Genomic DNA, 24,748 nt, shown 5'->3' on the forward strand with positions numbered 1-24,748 from the left:
AGGGATGGAGCGGCCCCGCGCGATCGTCAGGGTTCAGAGTCAGACCAACGGCCGTTGAAGACGGCCTTTGGTTCCGTTGTCGGATTTTCGCCCAGCCCAAGGTCGCGGACGTCTGGGCTTGGCATCGGACATTCGAGAGGGGTCAACCGCCTCGTCGATCTCGGGCTTGCCCGAGATCGAATCACGGCCCCGTCGATCTCGGGCAAGCCCGAGATCGATTCGATGCATCCGCGTGACCGGGGCACATTCACGGGCGACACTCCGAAACGGCTCGGACAGGGCGGTTCGATGAAGCCGCAAGTCCCTGCAAACAAAGCATCTCGCATCCGCGAGATCGAGAATGCCGCATCGGCTTGGCCGTGAATGTGCCCCGGCTACGGCGAAGCGTTGGCCTGCCAACGCAAGTCTGCTTCGCTCGCCACTCGGACGGGTCAAACGCCCGAGACGACCTGGCCGCCCTGACCGAGGCGTTCCGGCCAGACCCAGTCGCGGATCTCCGGCAGGTCGTCGCCGGTCCGGCAGACATGGGCGCGGTGGGCGGCGAGCGCGTCCCGCAACGCCTGCTCGGCATGGTCGCCCCGTGTGCCGAGGCGCCGCGGGACGGCGCGCAGGGCCGCTTGCGCGAGGTGGTAGCGGTCGAGCCGGTTCAGCACGCACATGTCGAAGGGCGTCGTGGTGGTGCCCTCCTCGATGAAGCCGTGCACGTGCAGGCTGACGTGGTTGCGGCGCCGGTAGGTCAGCCGGTGGATGAGCCAGGGATAGCCGTGATAGGCGAAGATCACCGGCCGGTCGCGGGTGAACAGACTGTCGAAGGTCGCGTCGTCCAGCCCGTGCGGATGCATCTCGGGCGAGGCCAGCGTCATCAGGTCGACGACGTTGACGACGCGGACGCGCAGGTCCGGCACCTGCCGGCGCAGCCAGTCGACCGCCGCCAGGGTCTCCTGGGTCGGCACGTCGCCCGCGCAGGCCATCACCACGTCCGGCTCGCCCTCGTCCTCGTTCGAGGCGAAAGACCAGATCCCGGCGCCCGCCGCGCAATGCGCCGCCGCCGCGTCGAGATCGAGCCATTGCAGGGCCGGCTGCTTACCGGCCACCACCACGTTGATGCGGTCATGGGTGCGCAGGCAGTGGTCCATGACGCAGAGGAGCGTGTTGGCGTCCGGCGGCAGGTAGATGCGGGCGATGTCGCTGCGCTTGTTGGCCAGGAAGTCGACGAAGCCGGGATCCTGGTGGCTGAATCCGTTGTGGTCCTGGCGCCAGACATGGGACGACAACAGGATGTTGAGCGAGGGCACCGGCCGGCGCCAGGGCAGGGCGCGGGAGCCCTTGAGCCACTTGGCGTGCTGGTTCACCATCGAATCGACCACGTGCACGAAGGCTTCGTAGGTCGCGAACAGGCCGTGGCGGCCGGTCAGCACGTAGCCTTCGAGCCAGCCCTCGCAGAGATGCTCGCTCAGCACCTCCATCACGCGGCCCTCGCGCCCGAGATGGTCGTCGCCCGGCAGGACCGGGCCCTGCCAGGCGCGATCGGTCACCGCGAACACCGCATCGAGGCGGTTCGAGGCGGTCTCGTCGGGCCCCATGATACGGAAGTTGCGGGCCTCCGCGTTCAGCACCAGGGTCTCGCGCAGGTAGGTGCCCAGCGCCCGCGTCGCCTCGGCGGTGAGACGGCCGGGCACCGGCACGTCGACCGCGAGGGGCGCCAGGTCCGGCAGACGCAGGGGCCGGGAGCCATGCGCGTTGGCATGCGGGTTGGCCGAGAGGCGCCGCGGCCCCGCCGGCGCCAGGGCCGCGAGGGCCGGGACCGGCGCGCCCTCGGCCGTGAACAGCTCCTCGGGCCGGTACGAGCGCATCCACTCGTCCAGGATCGCGAGGTGATCGGGGCGCTCGCGCAGGGCCGCGACCGGGACCTGATGCGCGCGCCAGGTGCCCTCGACCGGCTTGCCGTCGACCGTCCTCGGCCCGGTCCAGCCCTTGGGGCTGCGCAGCACGATCATCGGCCAGCGCGGGCGCTCGGTGGCGCCGCGCCGCGCCCGCTCGCGGATCGCCGCGATCGCGTCGAAGGCCGTGTCGAAGGCGGCGGCCATCGCCTGGTGCATCGGACCGGGCTCATGACCCTCGACGAAGAGCGGCGCGTAGCCGTAGCCGACGAGCAGGCTCTCCAGCTCGTCCCGGTCCAGGCGGGCGAGCAGGGTCGGATTGGCGATCTTGTAGCCGTTGAGGTGCAGGATCGGCAGGACCGTGCCGTCGTGCCGCGGATCGAGGAACTTGTTCGAATGCCAGGAGGCGGCGAGCGGCCCGGTCTCCGCCTCCCCGTCGCCGACCACGCAGGCGACGATCAGGCCCGGATTGTCGAGGGCGGCACCGAAGGCGTGGGCGAGGGCATAGCCGAGTTCGCCGCCCTCGTGGATCGAACCGGGCAGATCCGGCGAGGCGTGGCTCGGAATGCCACCCGGGAACGAGAACTGCCGGAACAGCCGCGCCATCCCGTCGGCGTCGCGCGCCACCTCCGGGTAGATCTCGCCATAGGTCCCTTCGAGCCACGCATTGGCGACGAGGCCGGGCGCGCCGTGCCCCGGTCCCCAGACGGCGATCATGTCGAGGTCGCGCTGGCGGATCACCCGGTTCAGGTGCGCGTAGACGAAGTTCAGCCCCGGCGTCGTGCCCCAATGCCCGAGAAGCCGTGGCTTGACGTGCTCCGGCGCCAGCGGCCGGCGCAGCAGGGGATTGTCCATCAGGTAGATCTGCCCGACCGACAGGTAGTTGGCGGCGCGCCAATACGCATCGATCTCGCGCAGGGCCTGTGGCCCGAGCGGTCCCGGCACGAAGGCGGGTCCGCTGTCCTGACCCGGTCCGCTCTCCAGGTCGCCTTCGCCGCCGGGCTGTGCCGTGCCGGTATCCCGCATGTCGGTCTCCCGATGCTTCAGATCTCGGGCGATCCTGCCGGACCGGCGGTCCGACGGCATTGAGATGCATCAAGGCGCCGGCCGGGGCCATGTGGGACACCGATCCGTAGCAGACGGACGTTGGCAGACCGATGTTTCGTCGGCTTAGGCTTTTGGTGTGTCGCCGATTGTCTCGCGAGACCGGCCATGACCTTTGCGAAATCTGCATGGTCGGGCCCTCGGGCGGCGGCAAGGGAGATGGTCATGACGCTCTCTTCCATCCTGGTCTCGGTCGATGCCGGGGCGTCTTGTGCGGATCGCGTCCAGCTCGCCGCCGGCCTCGCCGCCCGGTCCGGCGCGCGTCTCGTCGGCCTTGCCGCCTGCCCGGTTCCGGCCGTCGTGCCGGCCCTGGACGGGATGTCGGTCGAGCCTCTCGCCGAGGCCGAGGAGGAGCGCGCCCGCGAGCGGCTGGCGGCTGCCGAGGCGCTGTTCGAGCGCGAGGCGGGGGAGGCGGGCAAGCGGGCGTGGCGCGGCGCCCTCGCCTCGCCCCTGGCGACCCTCGTCGCGCAGGCCCGCATCGCCGACCTGGTGATCGTCGGCCGGCAGGGGCCCGCCGACGGCGATCCGGGCCCGATGGGCGTCTCGCCGGGGGCCCTGCTGATGGAGGCCGGACGCCCCGTCCTGCTGGTGCCGCCCGGCCTGGAACGGCTCGTGCCCAAGCGGGTGGTCGTCGCCTGGAAGGACACGCGCGAGGCCCGCCGCGCCGTTCACGACGCCCTGCCGTACCTGGCCGCGGCCGAGCGGACCTGCATCGTGGCCGTGGGGCCGGACGCTCATCACGGCGGCGCCGAGGCGACGGCCCGGTATCTGGCCGGGCACGGCATCGCCGCCACCCCCCACCTGATGCCGAGCCCGGCCTTCAGTGCGGCGGACGAGCTGCTCCGCGTCTGCGACCGCGAGGGCGCGGACCTGCTGGTGATGGGCGCCTACGGCCATTCGCGCCTGCGCGAATGGGTGTTCGGCGGCGTCACCCGCGACATCCTGCGCACCGCCCCCCTTTGCTGCCTGATGAGCCACTGATGCGCGCCCACCTCTCCCTCGCGGCGGTCGTCGTCGCCTTCTCGCTCCTGTCATGGCCCGCCGGAGCCTGGGACCGGCAGGTCGCCCAGGGTGGGACGCTGGCCCGTGCCCATTGCGCGCGCTGTCACGCCGTCGGACGCACCGGCCCGAGCCCGCTCTCCGTGGCGCCGCCCTTCCGCGACCTTCACACCCGCTATCCCGTGGAGGAATTGGCCGAGGCCCTGGCCGAGGGCATCCGCACCGGCCACCCGGGCATGCCCGAGTTCCGGTTCGATCCGGATCAGGCGCAATCCCTCATCGCCTACCTCAAGTCTCTCGAACGCTAAGCAGATTTCGCCGAAGCGGTCACCGGTTCGGCGACGACCATGACGCAGAAAACACGGAGCGAAGCCGAATTGCACGACGCAGCTCGGCTGAGCCGGAGGATGTCTCGATGTTCCTGCGCTGCCTCCTCGTCCCGACCGCGCCCGGCCTCGACCCGACCCGCCGGCTCGATGCCGCCCTGCGCCTCAGCCGGCGCCTGCACGCCCATATCGGCGTCGGCTTCATCGCCCCGGGGCCGGAACTCGTCCTTGCCGCCCTGGCCGGCACGGCGCCGGTCAGCAGCGCGACGGTCGCCGCCATCCGGGAGGGCACGCGGGCCGCCGCCGCGGAGGGCCGGGCGGCGCTCCAGACCTGGTGCGCCCGCGAGGGGGTGCCGTTCATGCCCGCGGTGGAGCGGCTGGATGCGACCTTCGCCACCTGGACCGAGTCGTCCGGCGAGGTCGAGCGCGTCCTGACGCTGGCCGGCCGGGTCGCCGATCTCGTCGTCGTCGACCGGCCCGACCCGGACATTCCCTTCACCGGCCGCGCCCTCGACACCGCCCTGTTCTCGGTCGGCCGGCCGACCCTGATGGTGGGCGAGGCCGTTCCCCACGACCTCCTGGACCACGTCGTCGTCGCCTGGAACGGCAGCCTGGAGGGGACGCGCCTGATCGGCCAGTCGATCGCGCTGCTGCACGCGGCGAGCCGGGTCACGTTGGTCCAGGTGCGGACCGGGCGCGCCGAGGAGGCGAAGGCGGCGGATCTCTGCGCGCATGTGCGCTGGCACGGCATCGTCGCCGAGCCCAGCACCCTGGCGGCGGGGGAGGGGAGATCGGTGGGCTCCGCCATCCTGGACGCAGCGGAGAGGGGGGCGCCACCCTGCTCGCCCTCGGTGCCTACACCCACAGCCGGGTGCGCGAGTTCCTGCTCGGCGGCGTCACCCGTCAGGTGATCGAGACCGCGCGCATGCCGGTGCTGATGGCCCATTGAGGGCAGGCACCATCGCGAGGACGGGCGCGCCGGTCCGGGCGCCTTCCCGTCCCGGTGGGCTCGGCCGGCCGCGGACCCGTGGTGGCGGCCGGCAAGTGGCTACCCAAGGTTCAAGTGGCTACCGAAGGCTCTCGCGGGCCAGCGGAAGCGGCCGCGGGCGACATGATCGGCGCCGGCGGTCGAGAGATCCCGTGCAAGAAGCCGGGCGGCGTGAGGACGGTCCGCACGGTCTCGGGGACGGTCGGGCTCACGGCGGCGTCGGCGGCGTGAGGGCGGGGGCCCTGTCCGGCTCCGCCGGCGGGCTGCCGCCCCGCCGCACGCGCATGCGGGCCAGCACCCCGGACCGGGAGCGCCGGCCGTGCAGCGGCCAATAGCGCTCCATCGCCAGGTAGGTGAACGAGGCCGACCAGCCGATCAGCAGCAGCCCGTTCAGTGCCTCGACCCCGGCCAGGAGCCGGGCATGGCCGAGGGGCACGTGGTCACCGTAGCCGAGCGACGTATAGGCGACGACGGAGACGAACAGGCAATCCTCGAAGCTCTCGACCGGGACGCCCGCGAAGGCGCCGAGCCCGAGCCGGAGGACCAGCAGCCAGTAGGCACCCGCATAGATCCAGACCGCCGCCGTGTGCCCGGCGAAGGCGGCCAGCACCACGACGATGATCCGCGTGCGGGGCGGCACCGGCAGATCCGCGAGATGCTCCGAGGTGAGCCGCAGGGTCTCGTAGAGCACCAGGATGCTGATGGCCACGAGGACCACGCTGGTGGACAGCACGACGAGCATGGTTCGACCCTGCTGGAGGACGGCGGCTTCCCGTCGGGGCCGCCGGGGCGCCGCCCCGGTGCCGTGCGCCTGCCCTCAGAGCACGATCCGGAGCAGGCCGGTCACCACGATGGCCGCCATGACGGCGATACCGAAGGCCAAGCCGCTCTCGATCGTGCGGTACCGGGACGCATCCTCGATCGTCGTCCCGTCGCCGATCGCGGCCGCCGGCCCGACCGTGCCGCTCGTCACCCCCGTCGCGCGCGGGCCGACCGACCCTGCGATGTTCGTGACCGTCGTCATCACCGTCTCCTGTTCTGGACGGGAGCGATCGTGCCGAGGTCTCCCGACCCTCGCCTTGATTCAGCGCAACCCGGGTGGCGGGCCGGCGCCGCCCCGAGGGCGATCGCGTCCCGGTCGTCCCGCCCGGCGGTGCCGGGCGTGTTGACGTGGATCAAGGCCGAACCGGACCCTCTCGCTACGAAGAAGGGCCCGTCGCGGCGGAGATGTCTGGGGAGGACGTGGCCTGGGCCGCACCGTGCGTCTCGACCCGGCGGGGGAGCGTCGAGACGGATGCCCCACCGCGCCGGTGCCCGGGCAGGTCCTCGCGAGGACCTGCCCGGCTTCCCGAGCGCGTCGCCCGCCGCGCGCCGCGTCGTCCCACCCCGATTGCCTCATCCCCAGTGCCCTTGCCCCAGTGCCCTTGCCCCAGTGCCCATGCTCCAGCGCCGCGAGGGCCGATCTCCGGAGGCCCCATCCCCGATGCCCTCCTCTCGTGTCATCGATGTCCTCGCCGGGCGTCCCCTGCGCGGCGTCAGCGGCAGCGTTCCGGTGGCGAGCGCGTGCCGCCGCCTGCGGGATGACGGCATCGGGGCGCTCCTCGTGCTGCGCAGGCGGCGGCTCGTCGGGATCATCAGCGAACGGGACATCGCCATCCGGGTCGTCGCCGGCCAGCGCGACCCGATGCTCACGCTCGTCCGGGAGGTGATGACCCCCGATCCCGGAACCATCACGGCCGAGGCGAGCCTCGCGGAGGCGCATCGGCGCATGCTCGCCGGCGGCGTCCTGCACCTGCCGGTGATGCGGGACGAGGAGGTGATCGGGATGATCTCCCTGCGCGACATTCCCGCCGCGCCGGAGCACGGCCCGGGCGATCTCCCCGCCCTCGGATGACGGGCTCGGGCCGAAACGCGCCGCGGGGAGGCCCCTCCGGGAAATCCCTTAAGCGCTGGACCGGAATTTTCCGTTCGCCCCCCGCAGCGTAGCCATGGCCTCGTCACACGCCACCCGACGGGGCCTCGTCCATGCAACTCGCTCTCGCCACCGCTGGCCTCGTCCCCGCGCTGAATGCCGGTCCCGTCCCGGTCGCCCGGCTCCGCCCGGACGGCGCCGAGACGGGGGCCCGCCGCCGCTTCGAGGCCGAGGAGGAGATCTACGCCGAGGGCGACCGCGTCATCCACTTCTACAAGGTCGTGTCCGGCGCGGTGCGGACCTACCGGCTCCTGAGCGACGGGCGCCGGCAGATCGACGGCTTCCATCTGCCGGGCGACATCTTCGGCCTCGAGGCCGGCACCGAGCGGCGGACCGGCGCCGACGCGGTCATCGACACGACCCTCACGGCCTATCGCCGCAACGACCGCGACGCGCTGACGGACGAGGTCGGGGCGCTGGCCCAGGAAGTGGTGGCGGCAATGCTGCGGGCGCTGGAGCGGGCGCAGGACCACATGATGCTGCTCGGCCGCAAGTCGGCCAAGGAGCGGGTGGCGAGCTTCCTCCTGGCGCTCGCGGAGCGGGCCGGGACGGAGGGTCTCATCGCCCTGCCGATGTCGCGGGCGGACATCGCCGACCATCTCGGCCTGACGATCGAGAGCGTGTCGCGGACCCTGACCCAGCTCGAACGGGACGGCGTCATCGCCCTCCAGGCCCAGAGGCGGTCCGTGGTGGTGCAGGACATGCCGGCGCTCCGCCGCCTCGACGGGTGAAGCGGCCGCAGGCGGCGCGGCCCGCGGTGGGGTTCGAGGATTGCGTGCGGCGACGCGCGCGGACCGGTCACCTCGAACGGAGGTGACGGATCACCGTCGATCCGGCCGGTGAAGCCGGGCGATGGGCGGGCGAGCCGGGATCGTGCCGCATCGAGATCGGGGCCGGCGGTGCGCGCAACCGGTGACGGGAGCGAGGCGGTTCGCCCGCCATCCGTTCTCGGCCGATGGCTCGCGCGGGTCGCCACGGCGTTGCGGCGTTCTCGGCCGCGCGGTCGATCGGCGTGAGCCGCCGATCATCGCGAATCTCAAGCCCGCACCAGCGCATGCCGACCGTCCCAGGGGATCGCGTCCTAAGCAGGCTTGCGTTGGCAGGCCAACGCTTCGCCCGCTTAGGCTCTTGTTTTGTCGCAGATTTTTATCGCCGAACCGGTGACCACCTCGGCGAAATCTGCTTAGGGCGCGTTCGTCGAGACGGTCACCCGGCCGAGCCGTCCTGGCGCGGGGTCTTCCAGGGCACGTACCGGGTGGTGGCGAACATGAAGATCAGGACTTGCCACGCCACCTGCCGGGCGATCACCATCTCCCGCGGCTCGCCCGTCGCCGTGTCGTAGAGCAAGCCGCAGGACTGGCCGGACTGGTCGAGCTTGGTCTGCGACCACATCAGGGCGATCGTGATCGAGCCGGGGACGTGGGTGATCGCGTAGCCGCCGATCTTCAGGACGGGCGTCGGATCGCTCGACCAGGTCTTCGTCTCGCCCGGCTCCTCCATCTCGACCTCGCCATGCCCGGCAGCCTGGCCGCGGGTCTTCGTACCGGGAAGACCGAGACCGACGAGGACGGTGAAGCGGCGCGGTTTCCGCATCGGGAGGAGGGCGACCAGGCGCCGCGCATCGCCGACGGAGAAGGTCGGTTCGTCGGCAACGAGCCTGTCGAGGATCGCATTGGCTTCGAGGCGCTCGGCCAGGGTCATCGCGGCGGTCTCTCCGGGAAGCGTGCAGAGCGTTGCGTCAGGGAAAGACGGTTTGTCTACGCCGTGGGCCTCTCGTCCGCGAGGGCCCGGTGCCGCTCGCAGACCGCGTCAGGCTGCCCGGGCCGAACCGAGTTGACTCCGGTCCCGGGGCTGATGGACTCGGACGGCCTCCTTGAACCACTCCTGTTGGGGCAGCGTCGTGGCCGACCACGGCCGGGGCCTCGACGGGGGAGGGCGCGATTGCGCCGTGGCGCCGGGCCGAATTCAGGACGGCCATTGGGGCCACACCCGGGCCTCGGCGGCGATCGCCCCGTCGTCGATCCGTGCGATGAGGTCGCCGAGCAGCAGGGTGCGCCCCTCCAGGCCCGTCGCGGGCGCCGGGATCTCGAGGCCCTCGATCCGCGTCTGCCCGAGGAGCCGCGCGACGTATCGCGCCTCCGCGCGGCGCCGGACGGCCTCCGACAGGAAGGCGGCGATCAGGGGCCGGGCGGCCTCGAAGGGCAGGGGCCGTCCGTCGACGCGGCGGTGCAGGCGGATGACATGCAGGCCGGATCGGGTCTCGACCGGGCCGGCCGAGATGCTGCCGGGCTCCATGCGCCGCAGGGCCGCCGCGAATTCCGGCGTGGTCTGCCGGGCGGTGATCAGGCCCAGGCTGCCGCCGATCTCGCCCGAGGGACAGGCCGAATGCACCCGCGCCAGGTCCTCGAACGCATCCGGCTCCGCGCGCAGCATCGCGATGACCATCTCGGCGTTGAGGCGGGCGAGCGCGTAGGCCGTCGCGTCATTCTTCGCCGTCGCGAGCAGGATGTGCGACACCTCGAACAGGTCGGGCGCCCGGAAGCGGTCGCGATCCTGTGCGTAGAGGCACCGGCATTCCTCCTCGCTCGGCTCGGGCACGGCGATCTCGCGCGCGACGAGGGCCCGCAACTGGGCTTCCTGCTCGGTCTCACGCCGCCCCTCCGCGTCGGTGGCTGGCTCGGCCGTGATGCGGAGGCGCCGCGCCTCCTGGGCCAGCGCCTCGCGCAGCACCAGGGCGAGGGCCGCCGCCGTCCAGGCCGCGGCCGGGGTCGAGGCCAGATGGTTCTGCGCCTCCCGCGAGATCAGCGCGTGGGAGAGGGTCACGCCGTTCACCCGGATCGGCAACTTGGGGACGTTCCTTGCGGAGGGGAGGGCGCAAGCGGACATCGCTTTGGCTTTCCGATCACGAGGAGGAGGGGCGACCGGCCCCAAGGGCGGGGTCACTCGGCCGGCGGCGGCGCCCGGTCGGTTCGAGGCCCGTCGCCGACACTCTGCCCAGGCGGGCAGACTTCAGCCTTGATGTAGATCAATCGAACAATTGACATCGGTTAAACGGTCATCGGGGGCCGTGAAACGGGAATGGCCGGCGGAGGGCGCGCCCCCGCCGGCCATCCGACGTGCTTTCGCGACGTGCTTTCGGTCGGCCGATGCCGTGCGGCCCATGATGCGGACCCGCGGCGGATCGTCATTGATGCACGTCAAATCCGCGACGACCGGAATCAACCTGAAGCCAGATGACGATCGTCGTCCATCACCGGTCATGGCATCGACATGACGGAGTGCCGCCGGGCGGGCGCCCCCTCCGGTCCGCCCGTCCCGTCATCGGCGTCGCCCGAGGGCTTGCGGCCTCGTCGCTGCCGCGCGGAAGGGGCCGGCCTCGCGGCGGATCGGCGATCACGGATAGAGGAGGACGCGATGCCAGGTGTCGGCGTGCCGGGTGAAGCGCACCCGGTCGTGCAGCCGGAAGGGGGCATCCTGCCAGAACTCGATGGTCGCGGGCACGACCCGGTAGCCGGTCCAGTGCTCCGGCCGGGGCACCGGCTGGTCGCCGTGCTCGGCGAGCAGCGCGGCGACCTTGGCCACCAGCGTCGCCCGGTCGGCCAGCGGCTGCGATTGCCGGCTCGCGACCGCGCCGATCTGGCTCAGCTGGGCCCGGCTCTCGAAATAGGCGTCGGATTCCGCCGGCGCGACCAGGGTGACGGGCCCGCGCACGCGGATCTGGCGGCCCAGGCTCTTCCAATGGAGCATCAGGGCGGCGTGCGGGTTGTGCGCCAACTGCCGGCCCTTCTGCGAGTGGGAATTAGTGAAGAAGACAAAGCCGCGCGCATCGAAATGCTTGAGCAGCACGATCCGCACGTCCGGCACCCCGTCGTCGCCCGTGGTCGCGAGCGCCATGGCGTTCGGGTCGCACGGCTCGTGCAGCGTCGCCTCCACCATCCAGGTCGCGAACAGCTCCCACGGATCCTCCGCATGGAGGAAATCGTGACGGACGAGATCGTGAGCCGGGGCCGCGGGCGGGTCGTCGGGCGGGCCGTGCCGCGTGGTGCAGAGGTCGAGGATATAGGTCTCGTCACGGCCCGTCTCGGCCGGATCGCTGTGCCGCTGCATGATGCCACCTCGGGCTGAACTCGGTCGGAGCGTGCGGGGATCGGCTCCGGCCGTCCCGTGCTCGCGGGGCCGGGCGACGCCGGCGCCGGCGCCGGCGCCGGCGCCGGTGCCGGTGCCGAGAATGGGGTCCGGCCCCCGCATCGCCTTGATGCAGGTCAATGCCGCGCGGCCCACCGGTCACCATCGTCGCCCCATCGGATCGGGGCCGATCGTGAGGCGGGGAAGCGGCGGGCGATGCACGAGGACGTCTTGCGCGACGTGTCGTCTCTCTTCCGGGGCGCCTCGGCGGCGTGTCTCGACGGGCTGCTCCGCCGCACCATCGAGCACCGCGTCGCGCCCGGGACGGTGCTGTTCGACCAGGCGGAACTCCCGAACTTCCAGATCGTCCTGGTGGCGGGATCGCTCCAGCTGTTCGGCCGCTCCGGGACGCAGCGCGAGGTCCTGATCGAGGTCGTGCGCGCCCCGGACCTGGTGATTCCCGCCGCCGTGATGAGCGCGTCGCCGTATCTGCTCCAGGCGCGGGCGCCCGAGGCGTCGCACCTGCTGCTCATCGAGGCCGATGCCTTCCGCGAGGCGGTCGCGGCGGAGCCTGGCCTCGCCCAGGCGGTCATCGCGACCCTGGCGCGCCAGTTCCGCCGGATGGTCCGGCAGGCCAAGAGCCTCAAGCTCCAGTCCTCGACGCAGCGCGTCGGGTGCTATCTCCTCGCCCTGTCGGAGCGCCAGGGCACGCCGGGGCAGGCGCATCTTCCCTACGAGAAGCACATCATCGCCTCGGAACTCGGGATGACGCGGGAATCGTTCTCCCGCGCCCTGGCGAGCCTGGAGCCGGCAGGCCTCCGGGTCGAGGGCCAGGTCATCGCCATCCTGGACCGCGACCGGCTCGCCGCGGTGGCCCAGCCCGACCCGCTCATCGATCCCGATGCCCGCGATGACGGGCCGGACGCATCGTCCCCCGTTCTGTCGGCCGGTGCGGCCCCCCTGCACCGGCGATCGTGACGATCGGCGCCGCGGAGGGGCGAACGTGCCGATGCGTCCACCGGGGGCGGAACGAGCCCGTTCATCCGGCCGAGATCGTGTCCCGCGGCGTGGCGCCGCCGATCGACAGCGGGAGACGCCCCCGGTTGCGCATGCACGAGACAGACGCGCCGCGCCCCGATATCGGTCGGTCCCTTCGATCCTCGACAGCCTGATCGCGAGCGACGCCATGACCGACGATCCGCGCAGCCACGGCCTCTGGGCGCGCTCGGCTCCCCCGGCCCCGCCGACTCCGCCGCTCGACGGGCGGATCGCGGTCGACGTGGCGATCGTGGGGGGCGGGTTCACGGGTCTGTCCGCCGCGCTCCACCTCGCGGAAGGCGGCACCCGCGTCGCCGTCCTGGAAGGCGTCGGGATCGGGTTCGGCGGCTCGGGGCGGAATGTCGGTCTCGTCAATGCCGGGATGTGGGTGATGCCCGACGACCTGCCGCGAGCGCTCGGCGACCTCTATGGTGCGCGCCTCCTCGACCTGCTCGGCGCGGCGCCGAGCGTCGTCTTCGATCTCGTCGCGCGGCACGGCATCGCCTGCGAGCCCGAGCGCCAGGGAACGCTGCACTGCGCCGTCGGCCGGACGGGCCTCGCCGAGTTGCAGGAGCGCGCCCGCCAGTGGCAGGCACGCGGCGCCCCGGTCCGGCTGCTCGACGCGGAGGAGACCGCCCGTCAGGTCGGCACCCGGGCCTATGCGGGGGCGCTGCTCGATGCCCGGGCCGGCACGATCCAGCCGCTCGCCTATGCCCGCGGCCTCGCGGCGGCGGCGATCGAGGCCGGGGCCCGGATCCACACCGCAAGCCCGGTCGTCGCCGTCGCCGATCAGGGGACGAGCTGGCGGCTCGGCACCCCGCATGGAAGCGTCGAGGCCGCGCACGTCATCGTGGCGACCAACGCCTATACCAGCGCGGTCTGGCCGGAGATCCGGGCGGAACTCGTCCACCTGCCGTATTTCAACATGGCCACCGCCCCGCTGAGCGACGCCTTGCGCCGCTCGATCCTGCCCGAGCGCCAGGGCGCCTGGGACACCCGCGAGGTGCTCAGCTCGTTCCGGTTCGACCAGGCGGGCCGGCTCGTCTTCGGCAGCGTCGGCGCCCTGCGCGGAACCGGGCTGGCGATCCATCGCGGCTGGGGCCGGCGGGCGCTCGCCAAGCTCTTCCCGCAGCTCGCGGGCTTCGCCTTCGAGACCGAGTGGTACGGCCAGATCGGCATGACCGCGAACCACCTGCCGCGCCTGCACCGCCTCGGCCGGAACGTCGTGTCGGTCAGCGGCTACAACGGAAGGGGCATCGCGCCCGGCACCGTGTTCGGCCGCTGCCTCGCCCACCTCGTCCAGGGGACGATCGGCGAGGACGACCTGCCGCTGCCGGTCACCGAGCCGGTCGCGGCGCCGCGGCGGCGGCTCAAGGAGGCGTTCTACGAGGCCGGGGCCCAGCTCGTGCATCTGACGGATGCCCGCCTCTGATCGGCCTCCGGCGGGGCGGGCGCGATGATCGGCGGACCGTCCTGATCGCCCGTGGCATCGGGTGGTGGAGCGCTCGGGACTCCGGGACGGCTCAGGACGCGAGGCCGGACGGACGACGCGCCGGGTCAGGCCGCGCCGCCGGCCCGTTCCGGGTCCGCCAGAGGGCGAGCGCATCGCGCAGCACCTCGTCGAGGGGAGGCGGAACCGCCTCGCAGACCCGCGGGCGCAGCCGCGTTTCCACCAGGGACAGGTGAGTCGTCATCGCCCGCACCGCCTGCGCCCGCGAGCGCCCGCCGAGCGCCCGGAACACCGCGCGGTGCTCGGCACATTGGCAGGCCACCGAGGTGTCGGGCTCGAAGAACGCCACCAGCATCATCGTGCGGGCGACGAGTTCCTGCATCTGGCGCCGGATCAGCGGGTTGCCGGTGAGGTCGGCCAGGATCGTGTGGAACTCCGCCGACAGGCGGATCGAGGTGAAGCGGTCGCCCGCCGTCATCGCGGCCTCCTCGGCCGCGATATGGGCGGCGAGCCGCGCCTCGCCCGCATCGTCGAGGGCGGTGGCGAGATGGCCGACGATCCCGCCCTCCAGGATGCGCCGCGCCTCGTAGACCGTGCGTGCCTCCTCGAGATCGGGGGCGATCGCGAAGGCGCCGCGATTCTTCTCGACCGTGATCAGGCGCTCGTGGCCGAGCCGGTGCAGCACCTTGCGCACCCGCTCGCGGCTGACCCCGAAGATCTCGGCCAGGAAGTGCTCGCCGAGCTTCGTTCCCGCCGGGATCCGCCCGTCGAGCAACGCCCGCGCCAGCACCGCATGGACCGCCGCCTCGTCGAGCGCGCCAGTCTCGGCCTCCATCGCGACGGCACGGTCCGCCTCCCCCCTCATCCGGCCCTCCAGAACCGCATCGGCCCATGCCCGAGATAAGACCGGACGGGCCGTCGCCCAAGCCCGTTCCTGGCGCTGACCGCTCCAAGATTGTGCACAATTGCGCTGAGTTTGTGCTTCGTTTTCCGGCGTGGCGGCCGTATCGCTAGGGCCTCGTCCGCTCCGTCCGGAGGGTTTCCCCGCCATGTCGACCTTCTCTGCCGATCGCCGCGCGGTGCTGCGCGGGGCCGCGACCCTCGGTGCCGTGCTGGCGGCGCCGGGCATCCTGCGGGCGCAGACCCGCGAGCTCGTCGTCGGCGGGGCCGCCGGCCACAAGGCTTGGGTCGAGGAGATCGTGGTCCCGGCCTTCGAGCGGAAGCACGGCGCGAAGGTGATCTTCGAGGGCACCCGCTCCCTGGTGAACCTCGAGAAGATGCAGAAGAACCGGGACCGGCCCTACCTGTCGGTGGTCCAGATGGACGATCCGGTGATGATCCTGGCGGTCAAGGAAGGGCTCCTCGACCCGCTGACCCCCGCGAAGGTTCCTCATCTCGCCGCCCTCGTCCCCGGCACCGTCCACATGGACGGGATGTGGGCGAACTACCTCCAGCCCTGGCTCGGCATCGCCTACAATACCGAGGCGATGCGGCAGGCTCCGGCCTCCTGGGCCACCCCCTACGATCCGACGTACAAGGGCCGGATCATCGTCCCCTCGCTCCAGAACACGGAAGGGTTGCCCAACATCTTCGCCGCCGCCGCCCTCGCCACCGGCCAGTCCCTCGACGCGGCGCAGCGCGATGTCGAGCCGGGTTTCCGCAAGCTCGCGACGCTCAAGCCGAACCTGCTCACGGTCTACACGCAGCAGCCGCAGGCTTATAACCTTCTCGAGCAGGGCGAAGCCTGGATGATCTCGTCGGCGATGTCGTCCTACGCCCTCGAGCGGAAGGCGGCCGGCGCCCCGATCGCGCTCGCAGCGCCCAAGGAGGGCGTGTTCGCGATGCCGTCGGGCATCGCCGTGGTGAAGGGCGCGCCGCTCTCCGATCTCGCCTTCGCGTATGTCGACATGATGCTCGGGGCCGAGTTGCAGCAGCGCCTCGTCGGCCCGACCTTCTCGTTGCCCACCAACCGCGCGGTGCCGCGGCCCGCGGGCCTGCCGGCCGATCTGGTGGTCCACCAGATCGACTGGGCCACCGTCGCCCGCGAGCGCGACGGCTGGATCAAGCGTTGGGACCGCGAGATGGCGATCTGAGGCGCATCATGACCGATCCCGGCTTCCTGACCGTCGCGGGCGCCGAGAAGCGCTTCGGGGCGAGCGTGGTCCTCGGCGGCGTCGACCTCGCGGTCGCCCGCGGCGAGTTCGTCTCGCTGCTCGGCCCCTCCGGCTGCGGGAAGACGACCCTTTTGCGCATCGTCGCCGGCCTCGTCGCCCCGGACCGGGGCCGGGTCGTGCTCGACGGCCGCGACATCACCCGGACCCCGCCGCACCGGCGCGACGTCGGGGTGGTGTTCCAGAACTACGCCCTGTTTCCCCACCTGACGGTGGCCGAGAACGTGGCGTTCGGGCTCAAGGCCAAGGGGCACCGCCGGGCCGACATCCCGGCCGCCGTGGCGCGCTTCCTCGACCTCGTCCAGATGGCGTCCTTCGCCGAAAGGCGGGCCCAGGCGCTCTCGGGCGGGCAGCAGCAGCGGGTGGCGGTGGCCCGGGCGCTTGCCGTCCAGCCCAAGCTCCTCCTCCTCGACGAGCCGTTCTCGGCCCTCGACCGCAAGCTCCGGGAGGCGATGCAGATCGACCTCAAGCGGCTGTTGCGCGAACTCGGCATCACCGCCCTGTTCGTCACCCACGACCAGGACGAGGCGCTGACCATGTCCGACCGGATCGCAGTGATGAATCGCGGCGCGATCGAGCAGCTCGCCGACCCCGTGACCCTCTACCGCCGGCCCGCCACCACCTTCGCGCTGACCTTCGTCGGCCTGTCGAGCCGGCTCGCCGGCACCGTGCGGGAGGAGGGCGACGGCCTGATCCGGGTCGAGACGGCCCTCGGCACGGTCTGGGCGCCGGGCCGCTTCCGGCCGGGCAGCCCCGTGCTCCTCGGGGTGCGGCCCGAGCGGATCCGGATCGGCGGGGCGGGCCCGAACGCCATCGAGGCCGCCCTGGTCGAGGTCGCGTTCCAGGGGGCCCGCGCCCACCTGTTCTTCGCCGGCCCGGACGGGGCGAGGACCCTGCTGGCGGAGGCGCCCGAGATCCCGGCCGGCGCCGCGCCCGGCGCGCGGATGCGCCTGTCCTGGGCGGTCGAGGACACGCTGGTCTTCCCCGCCGAGCCGGCGGCGCAGCAGGAGGCCGCATGAGCGCGCCCGCCAGCTCCTCCGCCGCTGCCGGTCCGGTCCCGGCCCGCTGGCCGCGCCTGCGGCGGCCCGATCCGGTGGCGCTCCTGGCGCTCCCGGCCTTCGCCTACCTGGCGGCAGCCTATGGCTGGCCGCTGCTCATCCTCCTGGCGCGCAGCCTCTCGGGTCCCGACGGGATCAGCCTTGCTCCCTTCGCGACATTCCTGTCCGATCCGTTCAGCTGGCGGGTCATCGGCAACACGGTGCGCACCGCCCTTCTGGTCACCCTGGTCTGCCTCGTCGCCGGCTATCCGGCGGCGGTGGCCCTGGCGCGGGCCCGCGGCGCGGTCCAGGCGCTCCTGCTCCTCTCCGTCATCCTGCCGCTCTCGGTCGGGGTCGTGGTCAAGGCGTATGCCTGGCAGATCGTGCTGCGCCGGGACGGGGTGGTGTCGCAGGCCCTCGTCGGGCTCGGGATCTGGGACGCGCCGCAGCGGCTGCTCTTCACCGAGACCGGGCTGGTCATCGGTGCCGCCAACGTCTTCCTGCCGTTCATGATCCTGCCGATCTACGCGGTGATCCGCCTGATCGACCCGCGGCTCTCCGAGGCCGCCGCGACCCTGGGGGCAAGCCCCCTGCGCCGGTTCCTCACCGTGATCCTGCCGCTGACCCTGCCGGGGATCGTCTCCGGCATCGCCTTCGTGTTCTCGCTGGCGGTGTCGATGTACGTCGTGCCGAGCCTCGTCATCGGCGACCGCTACCAGACCCTCGCGACCCTGACCGGACGCGCCTTCCTGTTCATGCGCGACGAGCAGCTCGGCTCGACCACCGCGGTGATCCTGCTGGTGATCGCGGTTGCCGTCGTGGTGGGCTCGACCGCGCTCGCCCGCCGCCTCGGCGGAGGACAATCATGACCGCGACCGAACGTCTGGCGCTCGCCGTCGTCTGGATCCTCGCCGCGGCCTCTGCCGTCTTCCTGATGGCACCGCTGGTGGTGACGGTGGCGGTCTCGTTCGGGTCGAGCGCGGTCTTCACCCTGCCGCCGCCCGCCTGGTCGACGCGCTGGTACGAGCGGCTCTGGGCCTCCCGCGACCTCTGGCCGGCGCTCTGGACCTCGCTGCGGGTCGCCGGCCTCGCCACCGCCCTGGCTCTCGTCCTCGGCACGCTCTGCGCCATCGCGGTGGTGCGCGGGCGCTTTCCCGGGCGCGAGGCCCTGGTCACCTTCCTGGTCTCGCCCCTGATGCTGCCGGGCCTCGTTGTCGGCATCGCCATGTTGCAGGGGTTCCGCGCCGCGGGCCTGCGCGATGTGGGGGTGAGCCTCCTCGTCGCCCACGGGGTGATCACGCTGCCCTACGTGGTCCGCACGGTGGTGGCGGCGCTCTCGCTGTTCGACTTCACCCTCATCGACGCCGCCCGCACCCTCGGCCTGTCCTATCCGGCGGCGATCCTGCGGGTGCTGGTGCCGGCCCTGGCACCGGCCTTCCTGACCTCCGGCCTGTTCGCCTTCCTGGCCTCGATGGACAATTACCCGATCTCGATCTTCTTCACGGATGCCTGGACCAAGACCTTGCCGATCCAGATGCTGCAACTCGTCGAGGAGCGCCCCGACCCGACGGTCGCGGCGGTCTCGGCGCTGCTGATCCTGCTCGCCGTCGCGGTGCTGATCCTCGGCGACCGTCTCGTCGGCCTGCGCCGCCTCGCCGAGGTCTGACCCGATGAGGCAGGACAGCGCGCCCGATCGCGATTTCCGCGGCTATGGCGGGCGCCCGCCGCGGATCGCTTGGCCGGGCGGCGCCCGGCTCGCCGTCTCGGTCGTCGTCAATGTCGAGGAGGGGGCGGAACTCTCCCTCGGCATGGGCGACGAGCGCAACGAATCCGTCTACGAGGTGGTGGAGGAGGTCGTCGGCGCCCGCGACCTCTGCATGGAATCGCATTTCGAGTATGGCACCCGGGCCGGCTGGCCGCGCATCCGCGCGCTGCTTGGCGCCTACGGCGTGGCCGCGACGCTCAACGCCAACGGCCGGGCCGTCGCGCTCTCGCCCTGGCTGGCGCAGGAGGCGGTCGCCGACGGCCACGAGGTCGCCGCCCATGGCTGGCGCTGGGAGCGCCATGCCGGCATGGGCGAGGCCGAGGAGCGGGCGGCGATCGCCCGGGCCGTCGCGGCGATCCGCGACGCGACCGGGACGCCTCCGGTCGGCTGGCACACCCGCTCGGCGACCTCGGTCAACACCCGCCGGCTGCTCCTGGAGCAGGGCGGATTCCTGTACGATTCGAACGCCTACAACGACGACTTGCCCTACCTCGTCCCCGGACGGGAAGGGCGTCCGCACGTCGTGCTGCCCTACGCCTTCGACACCAACGACATGCGCTTCCAGCGCGGCGGCGGCTTCGTGTTCGGCGACGACTTCGCCCGCTACTGCATCGACGCCTTCGACCGCCTCTACGCGGAGGGAGACGACGCGCCGCGGATGCTGTCGGTGGGCCTGCATCTGCGCATCATCGGCCGCCCTGGTCGCATCGGCGGGCTGGAGCGCTTCCTCGCCCATGCGGCCGCGCATGCGGGCACGTGGTTTGCCCGCCGCGACTCCATCGCGGCGCACTGGCTGCGGGAGACCGCTCACGATCCCGAGCCGTGGGGTCGGTGAGGCGGCCGGGGTGAACGGGAGGGCCAGTCCGCCAGGGGGACTGCGTCGAGGTCGAGCCTCCGGGACAGAGGAGGCGTCTCACCGCCATGGCGCGTCAGCCAGCCGGCAGGATGGCAGGTCCGGCGCCCGCCATGGCGGATGTGGGAGCGTGCCTGATTTGTGGATTTTGAACCCGCGCCTTGAACACCCGTCGCCCATCCTGCCCAAGGATCCTGCCCAAGGATGATGCACGCGCCCGGGTCACCCGGCGCTGTGCGTTCTGTGGGATTTGTTGGCATCGAACTTGATAGCCCCGGAATGCCGGTCCGGCGACGGCCAGCCGATTTCGGACCCATGCAGATCGAGAGGGATGCGGACATGACCAAAGGGGCGATGAACCGCCGTGAGGCACTGAAGCTGGGGATGGCGGCGGCGGCCGGCAGCGTCGCGATGCCGTTCGTGTCCCGCTCGGGGCTCGCGGCGGAGCCGATCAAGCTCGGCAGCCTGCTCGACGGCAGCGGGGCGCTCGGCCTCGAAGGCAAGCGCATGATCGAGACGACCGAATACGCGGTCGAGATCCTCAACAAGGCCGGCGGCCTGCTCGGCCGGCCGATCCAGCTCATCGCCTACGACACCCAGTCGACGATGCAGCTCTACACCCAGTATGCCCAGCAGCTCGCCCTCAAGGACAAGGTGGACGTCATCCAGGGCGGCATCACCTCCGCCTCGCGCGAAGCGATCCGCCCGATCTTCGGCCGCTCCAAGACCCTCTACTTCTACAACACCCAGTACGAGGGCGGTGTCTGCGACCGCAACGTGTTCTGCACCGGCTCGACCCCGGCCCAGACCGTCAACCACATCGTCGATTACGCTCTCAAGAACTGGGGCAAGAAAGCCTACATCATCGCGGCCGACTACAATTACGGCCACATCACCGCAAGCTGGATGACGAAGTTCATGAAGGACGGCGGCGGCTCGGTCGCCGGCACCGACTTCTTCCCCCTCGACGTGACGAACTTCTCCTCGGCGATCGGCCGCATCCAGCAGGCCCAGCCCGACCTCGTGCTCTCGGCCCTGGTCGGCGCCAACCATTCGGGCTTCTACCGGCAGTGGGATGCCGCCGGCATGAAGGCCAAGATCCCGCTGGCGTCCAGCGTGTTCGGCCTCGGCGACGAGCTGACCACGATGGACACCTCGACCACCGACGGCATCGTCACCTGCTACGGCTGGTACAACAACCTCGACACGCCGGCGAGCAAGGCCTTCGTCTCCGGCATGCAGGCGAAGTTCGGGGCCGACGTCACCGACCTGAGCGAACTCGATACCGCCACCTACGAAGGCATCATGTTCTGGGCCGAGGGCGTCAAGAAGGCCGGCTCGGTCGAGCGCGACAAGGTCATCGCGGCCCTGGAGAGCGGCATCAGCATCGAGTCGCCGACCGGCAAGGTGACGATGGACGGCGCCACCCACCACACGATCCGCAACACCTACCTGGCCCGGCCGAAGAACCGGAAGTGGGAGATGCTCGCCACCTTCCCGGATTCCTTCCCGGCCGATACCGGCGGCGCCTGCGACCTCCTCAAGAATCCCCGCATGAACAAGCAGTTCACGCCGGACCTGAAGGGCTGAGGCGGACGATGGATCTCGCCGGCCTCATCGCCTTCAACGTCCTCACCGGCATCGCCACCCTCGTGCTGATCACCCTCGGCCTCGGGGTGATCTACGGGATGATGCGCATCATCAACCTCGCCCATGGCGAGTTCATGATGCTGGGCGCCTACACCGCCGTGACGGCGAGCGGGGCGGGCGTGAACATCTGGGTCGCCATGCTGATCCTGCCGCCCCTGGTGGTGGGGGCGATCGGCCTCGTCCTGGAGCGCACCGTTATCCGCTTCCTCTACGGGCGGATGATGGACACGATGCTCGCCACCTGGGGCGTCAGCCTCGGGCTGATCGGACTCGTCACCACGCTCTACGGCAACGTGGTGCGCGGGGTCTCGACGCCGGTCGGCAGCATCGACATCGGGCGCTACGGGGCGAGCCTGTACAGCCTCGTCATCATGGCGACGGCGCTCGGCGCGCTCGCGGCGATGTTCGGGCTCCTGCGCTTCACCAAATTCGGCCTGATCCTGCGCGCCACCATGCAGAATCCCCGCATGGCGGCGGCGCTCGGGGTGCAGCCGAACCGGATCTACATGGCGACCTTCGCCCTCGGAGCCGCGCTCGCCGGCCTCGCGGGCGGGGTCCTCGCCCCGATCTCCGGCGTGTCGCCCGCCATGGGGGCGGCCTATATCGCCCGCGCCTTCATCACGGTGCTGGGCGGCGGGCCCGCCATCGTCACCGGGACCGGCCTCGCCTCGGGGCTATTCGGCACCATCAACGAACTCGTCTCCTTCAAGACGACGCCCGTCATCGGCGATGTCGCGCTGCTCGTCGCCGCGATCCTGCTGATCCGCGTCCTGCCGCAGGGCATCACCGGCCGCTACCTGAGGCGCAGCCTATGACCATCCCGCTCTCCTCCGCTCCCTGGCGCAGCGCCGCCGGGTTCCTGGCGACGCTCGCCCTCGGGCTCGTCATCCTGTTCGGCGCCCCCCGCACCCTCGACACGTTCGGCCTGGTGCAATGGACCGGCTTTGCGGCGCTCGCGATGTTCGGCCTCTCGCAGGGCTTCATCTGGGGCTTTGCCGGGGTGATGTCCTTCGGCCAGGCCGCCTTCCTGGGTCTCGGCGGCTACGCCTACGCGGTGTCGGTCATCAATATCGGCGACAGCACCGTGCCGGTGCTGCTCGCCATCGCGGTGCCGATGCTGTTTGCGGCCATCCTCGGCTACTTCATGTTCTATGGCCGCATCAGCGACGCCTATATCGGGGTCATCACGCTCACCGTCTCGGTGATCCTGTTCCAGCTCGTCAACGCCACCTCGGGCAGCCAGTACCGGATCGGCACGGCGGAACTCGGCGGCTTCAACGGCATCCCGGCGATCCCGGCCCTCAACGCCCCGGGCTTTCCCGACGAGCCCCTCGACAACGAGGGCATCTGGTACGCCGCCATGGGAGCCCTCGTCCTCGTCTACGTCCTGCTGCGGGCCGTGCTGGCGAGCCGCTTCGGGCGCGTCGTGGTGGCGATCCGCGAGAACGAGACCCGGGCCCAGCTCATCGGCTACGATCCGCGCCTCTACAAGCTTCTCGCCTTCATGATCGCCGCCGGCGTCGCCGGCCTTGCCGGCTGCCTCTACGCCAATTGGGGCGGCTTCATCAGCCCGACCGTGTTCGGCCTCTCGATGTCGGCGCAGGTCATCATCTACGTGCTGGTCGGCGGGCTCGGAACCCTGGTCGGGCCGATGCTCGGCGCGGTGCTGATCCAGGCGCTGATCATCGCGGCGGGCAGCCAGAGCCTGCTCGATTCCAATCTCGGCCTCGGCCTCGTGCTGGACGGCTTCGTGCTGCTGGTGCCTCAAGGCCTCGTCCCGGTCATCCGCACGCTCGGCCTGCGTCTCCTGCAACGGCGCGCCCCGCGGCCCGGGCCCGCGGACGGGGCTGCCGGCCTCGCGACGGAGAGAGCCCGATGAGCGCGGCACTCCCTCCCACCGGCCTCGGTGGCGCGCCCCTGCGCCCCCTCATCGAGGCCCGCGGCGTCACCATGCGGTTCGGCGGCGTGACCGCGGTCGCGGGCGTCGACTTCACCCTCGGCGAGGTCGAGCTGCGCTGCCTGATCGGCCCGAACGGCGCCGGCAAGAGCACCTTCTTCAAGATCCTCACCGGCCAGTTGAAGCCGACCGAGGGGCGCATCGCGCTGCGCGACACCGACATCACCGGAGCCGAGCCCCACGCCATCGCGCGGCTCGGGGTCGGCATCAAGACGCAGGTGCCCAACGTCTTCAACGGCCTGTCGGTGCGCGAGAACGTCTTCGTCGCCGCCGGGCGCCGCAAGTCGCTCGCCCGCACCCGCGCCATCGTCGACGAGACGCTGACGCGGCTTTCTCTCACGGGGATCGCCGACCGCATGGTCGGCCAGCTCGCCCACGGCCAGCGGCAATGGGTCGAGATCGCCACCGTGCTCGCCCAGGAGCCCGAGCTGATCCTCCTCGACGAGCCCGCCGCCGGCATGACCCACGAGGAGGTCCACCGCACCGCCGCGCTGATCCGCGAGATCAACCGCACCCACGCCCTCATCGTGGTGGAGCACGACATGCCCTTCATCCGGATGATCGCCAAGACCGTGACGGTGTTCAACCAGGGCCGGATCCTGGTGGAGGACAGCGTCGACGCCGTGCTCGCCGACCGCCGCGTGCGCGACGTCTATCTCGGCAAGCAGGCGGGGTGAGGCCGGCATGAGCGTTCCCGTCCCGACCTCCCTCCTCGCCGTCGAGGGCCTGCATTCCGGCTATGGCCGCATCCCGATCCTCGGCGGCATCACGCTCTCGGTCCGCGAGGGCGAGTTCGTCGGCATCCTCGGCCATAACGGCATGGGCAAGACCACGCTCCTGCGCACCCTGATGGGCTACCTGCCGGCCACCGCCGGGCGCGTGCGCCTCGACGGGGCCGACATCACCCGGCGCAGCCCGACCGCCCGGGCGCGGGCCGGCATCGGCTACGTGCCCCAGGGGCGCGAGATCTTCCCGGCGCTCAGCGTGCGCGAGAACCTGCGCATGGGCTGCCTCCTGTCGCGCCGGGGCGAGGACGAGACCATCGCCGACATCCTCACCACCTTCCCGCGGCTCAAAGCCTATCTCGACCGGCCCGGCGGCGCCCTGTCGGGGGGCGAGCAGCAATTGCTGGCGCTGGCCCGCTGCCTGTGCGGCGGTCCGCGCATCCTGCTCCTCGACGAGCCGACCGAGGGCATCCAGCCCTCGATCATCGAGGAGATCATCGAGACCCTGCGGCGGATCGGGCGCGAGCGCGGGATCGCCCTCCTCCTCGTCGAGCAGAACCTGAGCTGCATCACCGGTCTCTCCGAGCGCGTCCTGATCCTCCAGAAGGGCGTGATCACCCGCGAGGTCCCGCCCGATATCGCCCGCGACCGGGCGCTCCTCGACGATTTCGTCGGCATGGCCTGACGCCGGCCGCCTCGACTCCCTCC

The 24,748-nt window shown here is 71.6% G+C and carries 24 protein-coding genes; 17 read left to right on the top strand and 7 right to left on the bottom strand.

Annotated features, from left to right (window positions below):
* Positions 1 to 431 precede the first annotated feature (431 nt).
* Positions 432 to 2,906, bottom strand: a complete 2,475-nt coding sequence (locus VP06_RS09215; protein WP_082167298.1) for a phosphoketolase family protein — start codon at positions 2,904 to 2,906, stop codon at positions 432 to 434.
* A gap of 243 nt (positions 2,907 to 3,149) precedes the next feature.
* Here VP06_RS09215 and VP06_RS09220 point away from each other — a divergent pair, with 243 nt between their 5' ends.
* The 3 genes from VP06_RS09220 to VP06_RS09230 all read left to right on the top strand — a co-directional run bounded on the left by VP06_RS09220 (position 3,150) and on the right by VP06_RS09230 (position 5,220).
* A complete protein-coding gene (locus tag VP06_RS09220; RefSeq protein WP_048463484.1) occupies positions 3,150 to 3,965 on the top strand; it encodes a universal stress protein in 816 nt (271 codons plus the stop codon).
* Positions 3,965 to 4,291, top strand: a complete 327-nt coding sequence (locus tag VP06_RS09225) for a c-type cytochrome (protein ID WP_048463485.1) — start codon at positions 3,965 to 3,967, stop codon at positions 4,289 to 4,291. Before VP06_RS09220 ends, VP06_RS09225 begins: the two co-directional genes overlap by 1 nt.
* Before the next feature lie 107 nt (positions 4,292 to 4,398).
* On the top strand, positions 4,399 to 5,220 hold the full coding sequence (locus VP06_RS09230; protein ID WP_245291114.1) for a universal stress protein: 822 nt from the start codon (positions 4,399 to 4,401) through the stop codon (positions 5,218 to 5,220).
* A 285-nt stretch (positions 5,221 to 5,505) separates the two neighbouring features.
* On the opposite strand, the gene VP06_RS09235 is transcribed toward VP06_RS09230, so the two are convergent.
* Both VP06_RS09235 and VP06_RS09240 read right to left on the bottom strand, forming a co-directional pair.
* Entirely contained in the window at positions 5,506 to 6,039 is a 534-nt protein-coding gene (locus VP06_RS09235) for an ion channel (protein ID WP_048463486.1), read from the bottom strand.
* Between the two features lie 75 nt (positions 6,040 to 6,114).
* Positions 6,115 to 6,321 carry a hypothetical protein gene (locus VP06_RS09240; protein WP_048463487.1) on the bottom strand — a complete coding sequence of 69 codons (207 nt, stop codon included), beginning with the start codon at positions 6,319 to 6,321 and terminating at the stop codon, positions 6,115 to 6,117.
* A gap of 459 nt (positions 6,322 to 6,780) precedes the next feature.
* Here VP06_RS09240 and VP06_RS09245 point away from each other — a divergent pair, with 459 nt between their 5' ends.
* Entirely contained in the window at positions 6,781 to 7,191 is a 411-nt protein-coding gene (locus VP06_RS09245) for a CBS domain-containing protein (RefSeq protein ID WP_048463488.1), read from the top strand.
* Positions 7,192 to 7,322: 131 nt separating this feature from the next.
* Complete coding sequence (locus VP06_RS09250; RefSeq protein ID WP_048463489.1) at positions 7,323 to 8,000, top strand: helix-turn-helix domain-containing protein; 678 nt, start codon at positions 7,323 to 7,325, stop codon at positions 7,998 to 8,000.
* Between the two features lie 475 nt (positions 8,001 to 8,475).
* On the opposite strand, the gene VP06_RS09255 is transcribed toward VP06_RS09250, so the two are convergent.
* The 3 genes from VP06_RS09255 to pdxH form a co-directional block, all read right to left on the bottom strand.
* Positions 8,476 to 8,970: a hypothetical protein gene (locus tag VP06_RS09255; protein ID WP_048463490.1), complete on the bottom strand. Its 495-nt coding sequence runs from the start codon at positions 8,968 to 8,970 to the stop codon at positions 8,476 to 8,478.
* A gap of 264 nt (positions 8,971 to 9,234) precedes the next feature.
* Positions 9,235 to 10,092 carry a peptidylprolyl isomerase gene (locus VP06_RS09260; protein WP_342586810.1) on the bottom strand — a complete coding sequence of 286 codons (858 nt, stop codon included), beginning with the start codon at positions 10,090 to 10,092 and terminating at the stop codon, positions 9,235 to 9,237.
* Between the two features lie 570 nt (positions 10,093 to 10,662).
* Positions 10,663 to 11,328 (bottom strand): pyridoxamine 5'-phosphate oxidase, encoded by a 666-nt coding sequence (pdxH, locus tag VP06_RS09265; protein WP_425350898.1) that lies wholly within the window; start codon positions 11,326 to 11,328, stop codon positions 10,663 to 10,665.
* A gap of 282 nt (positions 11,329 to 11,610) precedes the next feature.
* On the opposite strand from pdxH, the gene VP06_RS09270 reads away from it, so the two are divergent.
* Together VP06_RS09270 and VP06_RS09275 are read left to right on the top strand one after the other, a co-directional pair.
* Positions 11,611 to 12,372 carry a helix-turn-helix domain-containing protein gene (locus VP06_RS09270; RefSeq protein ID WP_048463491.1) on the top strand — a complete coding sequence of 254 codons (762 nt, stop codon included), beginning with the start codon at positions 11,611 to 11,613 and terminating at the stop codon, positions 12,370 to 12,372.
* A gap of 208 nt (positions 12,373 to 12,580) precedes the next feature.
* Entirely contained in the window at positions 12,581 to 13,864 is a 1,284-nt protein-coding gene (locus tag VP06_RS09275; protein ID WP_048463492.1) for an NAD(P)/FAD-dependent oxidoreductase, read from the top strand.
* Positions 13,865 to 13,955: 91 nt separating this feature from the next.
* Here VP06_RS09275 and VP06_RS09280 read toward each other — a convergent pair whose 3' ends face one another.
* A complete protein-coding gene (locus tag VP06_RS09280; protein WP_053081624.1) occupies positions 13,956 to 14,747 on the bottom strand; it encodes a GntR family transcriptional regulator in 792 nt (263 codons plus the stop codon).
* Positions 14,748 to 14,931: 184 nt separating this feature from the next.
* On the opposite strand from VP06_RS09280, the gene VP06_RS09285 reads away from it, so the two are divergent.
* From VP06_RS09285 to VP06_RS09330, 10 genes are all read left to right on the top strand, one after another.
* Positions 14,932 to 15,975, top strand: coding sequence for an extracellular solute-binding protein (locus VP06_RS09285; RefSeq protein ID WP_048463493.1), 1,044 nt, complete (start codon positions 14,932 to 14,934; stop codon positions 15,973 to 15,975).
* Positions 15,976 to 15,983: 8 nt separating this feature from the next.
* A complete protein-coding gene (locus tag VP06_RS09290; RefSeq protein ID WP_048463494.1) occupies positions 15,984 to 17,072 on the top strand; it encodes an ABC transporter ATP-binding protein in 1,089 nt (362 codons plus the stop codon).
* Positions 17,069 to 17,959, top strand: a complete 891-nt coding sequence (locus tag VP06_RS09295; RefSeq protein ID WP_082167293.1) for an ABC transporter permease — start codon at positions 17,069 to 17,071, stop codon at positions 17,957 to 17,959. Before VP06_RS09290 ends, VP06_RS09295 begins: the two co-directional genes overlap by 4 nt.
* Positions 17,956 to 18,756 carry an ABC transporter permease gene (locus tag VP06_RS09300; RefSeq protein ID WP_048463495.1) on the top strand — a complete coding sequence of 267 codons (801 nt, stop codon included), beginning with the start codon at positions 17,956 to 17,958 and terminating at the stop codon, positions 18,754 to 18,756. The genes VP06_RS09295 and VP06_RS09300 overlap by 4 nt, the downstream gene beginning before the upstream one ends.
* Before the next feature lie 4 nt (positions 18,757 to 18,760).
* On the top strand, positions 18,761 to 19,690 hold the full coding sequence (locus VP06_RS09305) for a polysaccharide deacetylase family protein (protein ID WP_048463496.1): 930 nt from the start codon (positions 18,761 to 18,763) through the stop codon (positions 19,688 to 19,690).
* Between the two features lie 357 nt (positions 19,691 to 20,047).
* Positions 20,048 to 21,298: an urea ABC transporter substrate-binding protein gene (locus VP06_RS09310; RefSeq protein WP_082167300.1), complete on the top strand. Its 1,251-nt coding sequence runs from the start codon at positions 20,048 to 20,050 to the stop codon at positions 21,296 to 21,298.
* Positions 21,299 to 21,306: 8 nt separating this feature from the next.
* Positions 21,307 to 22,173 (top strand): ABC transporter permease subunit, encoded by an 867-nt coding sequence (locus VP06_RS09315; protein ID WP_048463497.1) that lies wholly within the window; start codon positions 21,307 to 21,309, stop codon positions 22,171 to 22,173.
* On the top strand, positions 22,170 to 23,237 hold the full coding sequence (locus tag VP06_RS09320) for an ABC transporter permease subunit (protein ID WP_048463498.1): 1,068 nt from the start codon (positions 22,170 to 22,172) through the stop codon (positions 23,235 to 23,237). Before VP06_RS09315 ends, VP06_RS09320 begins: the two co-directional genes overlap by 4 nt.
* The gene (locus tag VP06_RS09325; protein ID WP_048463499.1) at positions 23,234 to 23,992 is read left to right on the top strand and encodes an ATP-binding cassette domain-containing protein; all 759 of its coding nucleotides are present in this window, start codon (positions 23,234 to 23,236) and stop codon (positions 23,990 to 23,992) included. Before VP06_RS09320 ends, VP06_RS09325 begins: the two co-directional genes overlap by 4 nt.
* Positions 23,993 to 23,999: 7 nt before the next feature.
* Positions 24,000 to 24,725: an ABC transporter ATP-binding protein gene (locus tag VP06_RS09330; protein ID WP_048463500.1), complete on the top strand. Its 726-nt coding sequence runs from the start codon at positions 24,000 to 24,002 to the stop codon at positions 24,723 to 24,725.
* Positions 24,726 to 24,748: the final 23 nt, after the last annotated feature.

Origin of the sequence: Methylobacterium aquaticum (assembly GCF_001043915.1) — a bacterium.
Taxonomy (GTDB): Bacteria; Pseudomonadota; Alphaproteobacteria; order Rhizobiales; family Beijerinckiaceae; genus Methylobacterium; species Methylobacterium aquaticum.

Bases quoted from the DNA above. Each gene is read 5' to 3' on its own strand.
- VP06_RS09215 (WP_082167298.1), bottom strand. From the start codon at position 2,906: ATGCGGGATACCGGCACGGCACAGCCCGGCGGCGAAGGCGACCTGGAG.
- VP06_RS09220 (WP_048463484.1), top strand. From the start codon at position 3,150: ATGACGCTCTCTTCCATCCTGGTCTCGGTCGATGCCGGGGCGTCTTGT.
- VP06_RS09225 (WP_048463485.1), top strand. From the start codon at position 3,965: ATGCGCGCCCACCTCTCCCTCGCGGCGGTCGTCGTCGCCTTCTCGCTC.
- VP06_RS09230 (WP_245291114.1), top strand. From the start codon at position 4,399: ATGTTCCTGCGCTGCCTCCTCGTCCCGACCGCGCCCGGCCTCGACCCG.
- VP06_RS09235 (WP_048463486.1), bottom strand. From the start codon at position 6,039: ATGCTCGTCGTGCTGTCCACCAGCGTGGTCCTCGTGGCCATCAGCATC.
- VP06_RS09240 (WP_048463487.1), bottom strand. From the start codon at position 6,321: ATGACGACGGTCACGAACATCGCAGGGTCGGTCGGCCCGCGCGCGACG.
- VP06_RS09245 (WP_048463488.1), top strand. From the start codon at position 6,781: ATGCCCTCCTCTCGTGTCATCGATGTCCTCGCCGGGCGTCCCCTGCGC.
- VP06_RS09250 (WP_048463489.1), top strand. From the start codon at position 7,323: ATGCAACTCGCTCTCGCCACCGCTGGCCTCGTCCCCGCGCTGAATGCC.
- VP06_RS09255 (WP_048463490.1), bottom strand. From the start codon at position 8,970: ATGACCCTGGCCGAGCGCCTCGAAGCCAATGCGATCCTCGACAGGCTC.
- VP06_RS09270 (WP_048463491.1), top strand. From the start codon at position 11,611: ATGCACGAGGACGTCTTGCGCGACGTGTCGTCTCTCTTCCGGGGCGCC.
- VP06_RS09275 (WP_048463492.1), top strand. From the start codon at position 12,581: ATGACCGACGATCCGCGCAGCCACGGCCTCTGGGCGCGCTCGGCTCCC.
- VP06_RS09280 (WP_053081624.1), bottom strand. From the start codon at position 14,747: ATGAGGGGGGAGGCGGACCGTGCCGTCGCGATGGAGGCCGAGACTGGC.
- VP06_RS09285 (WP_048463493.1), top strand. From the start codon at position 14,932: ATGTCGACCTTCTCTGCCGATCGCCGCGCGGTGCTGCGCGGGGCCGCG.
- VP06_RS09290 (WP_048463494.1), top strand. From the start codon at position 15,984: ATGACCGATCCCGGCTTCCTGACCGTCGCGGGCGCCGAGAAGCGCTTC.
- VP06_RS09295 (WP_082167293.1), top strand. From the start codon at position 17,069: ATGAGCGCGCCCGCCAGCTCCTCCGCCGCTGCCGGTCCGGTCCCGGCC.
- VP06_RS09300 (WP_048463495.1), top strand. From the start codon at position 17,956: ATGACCGCGACCGAACGTCTGGCGCTCGCCGTCGTCTGGATCCTCGCC.
- VP06_RS09305 (WP_048463496.1), top strand. From the start codon at position 18,761: ATGAGGCAGGACAGCGCGCCCGATCGCGATTTCCGCGGCTATGGCGGG.
- VP06_RS09310 (WP_082167300.1), top strand. From the start codon at position 20,048: ATGACCAAAGGGGCGATGAACCGCCGTGAGGCACTGAAGCTGGGGATG.
- VP06_RS09315 (WP_048463497.1), top strand. From the start codon at position 21,307: ATGGATCTCGCCGGCCTCATCGCCTTCAACGTCCTCACCGGCATCGCC.
- VP06_RS09320 (WP_048463498.1), top strand. From the start codon at position 22,170: ATGACCATCCCGCTCTCCTCCGCTCCCTGGCGCAGCGCCGCCGGGTTC.
- VP06_RS09325 (WP_048463499.1), top strand. From the start codon at position 23,234: ATGAGCGCGGCACTCCCTCCCACCGGCCTCGGTGGCGCGCCCCTGCGC.
- VP06_RS09330 (WP_048463500.1), top strand. From the start codon at position 24,000: ATGAGCGTTCCCGTCCCGACCTCCCTCCTCGCCGTCGAGGGCCTGCAT.